9 protein-coding genes are annotated in these 6,071 nt (G+C 65.2%); 3 read left to right on the forward strand and 6 right to left on the reverse strand.

Translation table 11 applies throughout. The annotated features are described in order from the left end of the window. On the forward strand, window positions 1-406 hold a 406-nt coding region (locus A5652_RS00445; protein WP_156745069.1), incomplete at its 5' end, for an LmeA family phospholipid-binding protein. Between the two features lie 25 nt (window positions 407-431). Here A5652_RS00445 and deoC read toward each other — a convergent pair. From deoC to A5652_RS00475, 6 genes are all read right to left on the reverse strand, one after another. Next, window positions 432-1,109 (reverse strand): deoxyribose-phosphate aldolase, encoded by a 678-nt coding sequence (gene deoC, locus A5652_RS00450; protein ID WP_067345364.1) that lies wholly within the window; start codon window positions 1,107-1,109, stop codon window positions 432-434. Next, window positions 1,109-1,543, reverse strand: a complete 435-nt coding sequence (locus tag A5652_RS00455; RefSeq protein ID WP_067345367.1) for a DUF2599 domain-containing protein — start codon at window positions 1,541-1,543, stop codon at window positions 1,109-1,111. The genes deoC and A5652_RS00455 overlap by 1 nt, the downstream gene beginning before the upstream one ends. Window positions 1,544-1,547: 4 nt before the next feature. Then, window positions 1,548-1,835, reverse strand: coding sequence for a DUF2516 family protein (locus A5652_RS00460; RefSeq protein ID WP_067122766.1), 288 nt, complete (start codon window positions 1,833-1,835; stop codon window positions 1,548-1,550). 87 nt (window positions 1,836-1,922) lie between these two features. Next, window positions 1,923-2,528, reverse strand: a complete 606-nt coding sequence (gene hbhA, locus A5652_RS00465; RefSeq protein WP_067345378.1) for a heparin-binding hemagglutinin HbhA — start codon at window positions 2,526-2,528, stop codon at window positions 1,923-1,925. Between the two features lie 276 nt (window positions 2,529-2,804). After that, a complete protein-coding gene (locus tag A5652_RS00470; protein ID WP_067122764.1) occupies window positions 2,805-3,221 on the reverse strand; it encodes a helix-turn-helix domain-containing protein in 417 nt (138 codons plus the stop codon). Window positions 3,222-3,316: 95 nt separating this feature from the next. Further along, window positions 3,317-4,699 carry a DUF445 domain-containing protein gene (locus tag A5652_RS00475; protein WP_156745070.1) on the reverse strand — a complete coding sequence of 461 codons (1,383 nt, stop codon included), beginning with the start codon at window positions 4,697-4,699 and terminating at the stop codon, window positions 3,317-3,319. 135 nt (window positions 4,700-4,834) lie between these two features. Between A5652_RS00475 and A5652_RS00480 the strand changes: the two genes are divergently transcribed. Together A5652_RS00480 and A5652_RS00485 are read left to right on the forward strand one after the other, a co-directional pair. Continuing rightward, window positions 4,835-5,548, forward strand: coding sequence for a TetR/AcrR family transcriptional regulator (locus A5652_RS00480; protein WP_067345374.1), 714 nt, complete (start codon window positions 4,835-4,837; stop codon window positions 5,546-5,548). A 188-nt stretch (window positions 5,549-5,736) separates the two neighbouring features. Next, window positions 5,737-6,071, forward strand: a 335-nt coding sequence (locus A5652_RS00485; RefSeq protein WP_197513671.1) for a class I SAM-dependent methyltransferase, incomplete at its 3' end; no start/stop codon positions are given.

Consider the following 6,071-nt stretch of genomic DNA (forward strand, 5'->3'; position numbering starts at 1 on the left):
GCTGGACGCCACCATCACCTGGACCAGTGACGGCATCAAGCAGTCGGTGCAGGACGCGGTGCCGGTTCTGGGTCCCTTCGTCACCAACACCGTCACCACCCATCCCGCCGACGGCACCGTCGAGCTCAAGGGCATGTTGGACAACATCACGGCCAAGCCGGTCGTGTCGGGCAACGGGTTAGAGCTGCAGATCGTGCATTTCAACGCGCTCGGTTTCACCATGCCCAAGGAGTCCGTGCAGTCGACGCTCGACGAGTTCACCTCGAACCAGACGAAGAATTACCCGTTGGGTATCCACGCCGACAGCGTGCAGGTCACCGATACCGGTGTGACGAGCCACTTCTCGACGAGGAACGCCACCATTCCGAACGGCAACGACAACGACCCCTGCTTCGCGAACCTCTGACGGCCAGCGGCCTAGTTCGTCCGGCTCAACCGAGGCCGTCGAGCACGCCCCGCGTGCCCGACAGGCCCAGCCGGGTGGCGCCGGCGTCTAGCATCGCGAGCGCGTCGGTGGCGGTGCGGATGCCTCCGCTGGCCTTGACCCCGAGGCGGCCGCCGACCGCCCCGGCCATCAGGGCGACCGCGCGCACGGATGCGCCGCCGGCCGGGTGAAACCCGGTTGACGTCTTCACGAAGTCGGCACCGGCGGACTCGGCGGCGCTGCATACCTGTGTCAGCGTGGGCTCGTCCGCCAGCGCCAGCAGCGCCGCCGACTCCACGATCACCTTGAGCACGGTGCCGCCGATCGCGCTGCGCACGGCACGGACATCCGAGCGCACCGCGTCGATGTCGCCCGCCAGCGCCGCCCCCACATCGATGACCATGTCGATCTCGCAGGCACCGGACGCGACGGCCAGGGCCGCTTCGTGCGCCTTCACCGCCGGGAGGTGCTTGCCGGACGGAAAGCCCGCGACGCTGGCCACCCGCACGCCGGTGCCGGCCCGCACCGCGACCGGGACCATCGAGGGCGAGACGCACACCGCGTAGACGCCCAGTTCGGCCGCTTCGGCGACCAGGGCCGTCACGTCGGCGTCGGTTGCCTCCGGTTTGAGCAGCGTGTGGTCGACGAACGCCGCCAACTGCGCTCGGCCGGGTCGGGTTGCCATCAGAAGGATTCTTCCGGACCGCCGGGATTGCAGCCGGAGGCGACCATCTCGGTGTCGTCCACGACCGGACGCCACGGCTCCAGATTCCAGCTGATCTTGCCGGGCTGGGCAAGTTCGGCGAACTGCCAGTGACAGAGGAACTGCGCGCGCATGCCGGCGGTGTCGGCGTCCGGGGATAAGGCAAGCACCTCCGCCCAGCCCTCGTCGGCCAGCGCCGTGGTTGCGGGGATTCTCGAGGCGGTCCGGCCGGCCGGCGACGGGAAGACCCGCAGGCTGGGCCTGCCCTGCCACTGCGCCCACCGGGTGTGGTCGATGTAGGGCGGGGCGGGCGGATTCGCCGCGTCGCCGCCCGGGTCGGGCGCGGCGGGCGCGTGCGGTGCCGGACAGGCCAAGACGACGAGCACCGCGACCGGCGCCGTCAGCACGATCTTCATTCCGCTAGCGCGACTTACCTTGAATCTCAAGCAGTTTGGGCCGGACATCGACCAAATACACACCGGCGGCACAGGCCGCGATCGCCATACCCAGCACGCCGAAAACGAAACCCAAGATGGATGTCAGGGCGACAGCGCCCCCCAGGATCAGCAACCACACCGGCTTGGTCAGCTTCTCGGCGGCGGTATAGGCGTCGGGTCGTTGCAGCGCGGCATGCACGAACGCATAGATCGCCGTCACTAAAACGGCGATCTGCAAGATCAACATGACGGTTCCCACGAGGTGGTTCACGCCTTAAGGGTATGCGGGCAGCCGCCAAAACGTCGACTCCGAGTCACCCGAAGGTGACTCGGAGCCGAACGTCGTGTGACTGACTTGCTACTTCTGGGTGACCTTCTTGGCCGCGGCCTTCTTGGCAGGAGCCTTCTTGGCGGGGGCCTTCTTGGCCGGGGCCTTCTTGGCGACGGCCTTCTGAGCCTTCTTGGTGCTCGCTTCGGTCCTGCCCGGCAGCTCGATGCCAACCAGCTTGGCGGCGCGCTCGCCGACGGCGCGGGTCTGCGAAGCCACGGTGCCCAGAGCTTCCTGGGTCAGCTCGACGGCCTGGTCGACGTAGCCCTCGGCGCGAGCGGACGCGTCCTCGAACGCGGTCTGGTTGCGCAGCCGCTGCAGGGCCGCCTCGCCGCGCTCAACCAGCTCGGTGTACCGGGAGGTTGCCGCCTCCAGGTAACCCTCGGCCGCCTTGCGCAGCTCTTCGGTGGTGAACTTGTCGCGCAGCTCGGTGAACTGCTCGGGCAGGTCCTCCTGGAGCTTGGTCAGGCGGGCGCGACGCTCCTCGACCCGGGTGCGGGTCTCGGCGCGGGTCTCCTCGGCGCGCTCACGCAGGCCGGCGATCAGGTCGTTGACGGTGGCCAGGGCCAGGTCGGCCGCGCCCAGGGCTGCGAGCAGGGGGGCCCGCAAGTCTTCGATATTGGTGTTTTCCGCCATGGTCTTTCCTTTCATGATGTGTTTTCGGTATCGGTGTTATTCGGTGTTTCTAGCTATCTGGTCCAGAAATTAGGTGCAAACGTCTCCTTCGCAACTGGGGCCGCCAGTGCCGGGATGGTTCGTCCAGCGATCAGCTGGAACGGGGATGTCCTCTCCTTGGGTAACCCCGACGGCCCGTCGTCTATACATCACCAACTCGCGACCGCGACGTCACCAGCCCGCCTTCTTGCACAGACTCCCAGCTCAGATGGTTCCGACGCTGGGCGAAGCGGACTGTCACTCGCTGTCGGATTCGGTCGGACACTCCTCTTGGATCGATTCGTTTTGCTGCGTGAACGATGAATAGATGTCGAGCAGGATTTGCTTTTGCCGCTCGGTGATCGCAGTGTCAGTGACGATCGCGTCCCGTACCTGACTTTTGTCACTCGGTTCGAGAATCCCGGCGCGCACATAGAGAACCTCGGCGGAGACCCTAAGGGCCTTCGCGATCTGGTTCAAGACGTCGGCGGAGGGCTTACGCAACCCGCGCTCCACCTGGCTGAGATATGGGTTGCTGACCCCGGACTTTTCGGCGAGTTGACGCACCGACACCTGCGCGAGTTCACGCTGGCTACGGATGAAACTACCGATGTCAGAGGCCATGTCGGAGGCAGCGTTGGACACCTTGGCGGAGAGCTTCTCCTCCGGCGTCATGGCGTGCTCCTGGTCGGCTGGCTGGTCTTGACGCGCCTCAGACTACTACAAGTGCTTGCTATTGCAAGCACTTGTTAGCACTGCTAGAAATTCCGCTAGATCAGCAACTGAGCGACGGCGTAGATCACCAAACCCGCCAGCGAACCGACCACGGTTCCGTTGATCCGGATAAATTGCAGGTCACGGCCCACGTGTAGTTCAATGCGCCGGCTGGCCTCCTCGGCGTCCCAACGCTCGATCGTGTCGGTGATGATCGCTGTGATCTCCATCCCGTACTGCGACACCAGATGCTGGGCCGCCCGAACCAGCCAATTGTCGACCTTGTCACGCAGGTCGGCGTCGTCGCGCAGAGATTCCCCGATGCGGACCACGGTGTCGGTGATCCGGGTACGCAGCGCGCTGGACGGATCATCCACGCCCTCGAGCACCAGCCGTTTCAGTGTCTTCCACGCCGTCGCCGCGGCGTTGGCGATCTCGTCGCGCGCCATCAGCTGCTCCTTGATCGCGTCGGCGCGCGCGATGGTGTCCGGGTCGTGCTGCAGGTCCTCGGCGAAGTCGAACAGGAAGCGGGTGGCCGACCTGCGCAATTCGTGGTCCGGATTGCGGCGCACCTTGTCGGTGAAATCCATCAGTTCGCGATGGATGCGGTCGCCGACCAGATGGTCGACGAAGCGTGGCGACCAGGTCGGCGAGTCACGCTCGACCACCCTTTGAATGACCTCGCCGGCCTTCAGCGACCATTGAAAGGCGCGGTCGGCGAGCAACTGGATCAGCGCCTCCTGCCGGTGCTCGGCCAGCAGGGTGGCCAGCACTCGCCCGACCGGTGGACCCCACTGCGGTTCGGCGATCCGGCGCACGATCATCCGGTCGATCACCTGCTGGACGTCCTCGTCGCGCAGAAGTTCGACCAGCACCCGCAGCACCGTGGCCGTCTCGCTCGCCACCCGCTCGGCGTGCGCGGCCTCCGACAACCACTTGCCGAGCCTGCCGGACACCTGGGCGTCGCGCAGCTTTGTTTCGACGACCTCCGGCGATAAGAAGTTTTCCCGGACGAACGTGCCCAGGCCCTCGCCGAGCTGGTCTTTCTTACGTTTGATGATCGCGGTGTGCGGAATGGGAATGCCCAGCGGGTGCCTGAAGAGCGCGGTCACGGCGAACCAGTCGGCCAGGGCGCCCACCATGCCGGCTTCGGCGGCGGCGCCGACATACCCCACCCAGGCCCCCACGCCGACATGCGCCTGGGCCCACCGGCAGGCCAGGAACACAACGGTGGCACCGATCAGAAAGCTCAGTGCCACCATCTTCATCCGGCGCAGCGCCACCCGGCGCTGCGCGTCGGCTTCGGGATCGGCGCCGGCGAAGGATTCGGCGAAAGACGCTCGAAGGGGACCGGCCTCGGATGACGGCGCGGTCGGAACGGACCGCGCCATTGGCGGGCCCGACGCTTCGCCTCTCACCGAGGCTCGATGTGCCACCACTCCATCATCTATCTTTCCCGCCGATTAGTGTGACGACACTGTTCGCGACGTCTCACCCGCGCCCGGCCAGGGCACGAAACCGACCCCCTCACGCCGTAAGATCAGGGGCGTCTAGGGAATGGGAATTAGGCGACAGTGGCAGAGCACATCACAGCTGTGAGCGTCAAGATGGATGGGCGCAAGCGGCGCTGGCACCAGCACAAAGTGGATCGTCGTAATGAGTTGGTCGACGGCACGATCGACGCGATTCGCCGGCTGGGTGGCGCGCTGAGCATGGATGAGATCGCCGCCGAGATCGGGGTATCCAAGACGGTGCTGTACCGCTACTTCGTCGACAAGAACGACCTGACGACGGCCGTGATGATGCGGTTCACTCAAACCACCCTGATTCCCAATATGGCTGGGGCACTGACGTCTGGCCTCGACGGCTTCGACCTGACTCGCGAGGTCATTCGCGTGTACGTCGAGACCGTCGCGAACGAGCCCGAGCCGTACCGGTTCGTGATGTCCAACAGCTCGGCCAGCAAGAGCAAGGTCATCGCCGACTCCGAGCGCATCATCGCGCGCATGCTCGCGGTACTGATGCGCCGCCGCATGCAACACGCGGGGATGGACACCGGTGGGGTGGAACCGTGGGCGTATTTGATCGTGGGCGGCGTGCAGCTGGCCACTCACTCGTGGATGTCGTACCCGCGAATGAGTCGCGATGAGCTGATCGACTACCTGACGATGTTGAGCTGGAACGCCCTCAAGGGAATCGTCGAGGTCGGCGGATCGCTGGAGAAATTCCGCGGGGAACCCCATCCGTCGCCGATCGTTCCGCCCCGGGAGGGCGAGTTCGGACCCTAAGAAATGGGTTCAGCCCGCGCCGTGGACTTTGGGGATCGCACCCGTTGCGTGTGAGGCTACGCACGCGACTTGCAGGGCGACGCGAACCGTCGGAGGTACTAGCATGCAGGGGAACATCGGGGGATATAGCGGGGTCGTCGTTCGGCTGTCTACCCCTGTCCCCCGCATATAGGAAGGCTCGTATCGACATGTCTGTGCAGCTCACGCCGCATTTCGGAAACGTGCAAGCTCATTACGACTTGTCCGACGACTTCTTCCGGCTGTTTTTGGATCCCACCCAGACCTACAGCTGCGCGTACTTCGAGCGAGACGACATGACCCTCGAGGAGGCGCAGATCGCGAAGATCGATCTAGCGCTGGGAAAGCTCAAGCTCGAGCCCGGGATGACGCTGCTGGACATCGGTTGCGGGTGGGGCGGTGCGCTGAAGCGGGCCGTCGAGAAGTATGACGTCAACGTCATCGGAATTACGCTGAGCCGCAACCAGTTTGAGTACAGCAGGAACAAGCTGGCCGGACTGCCGAC

Origin of the sequence: Mycobacterium sp. 1165178.9, assembly GCF_001673555.1 — a bacterium.
GTDB lineage: Bacteria > Actinomycetota > Actinomycetes > Mycobacteriales > Mycobacteriaceae > Mycobacterium.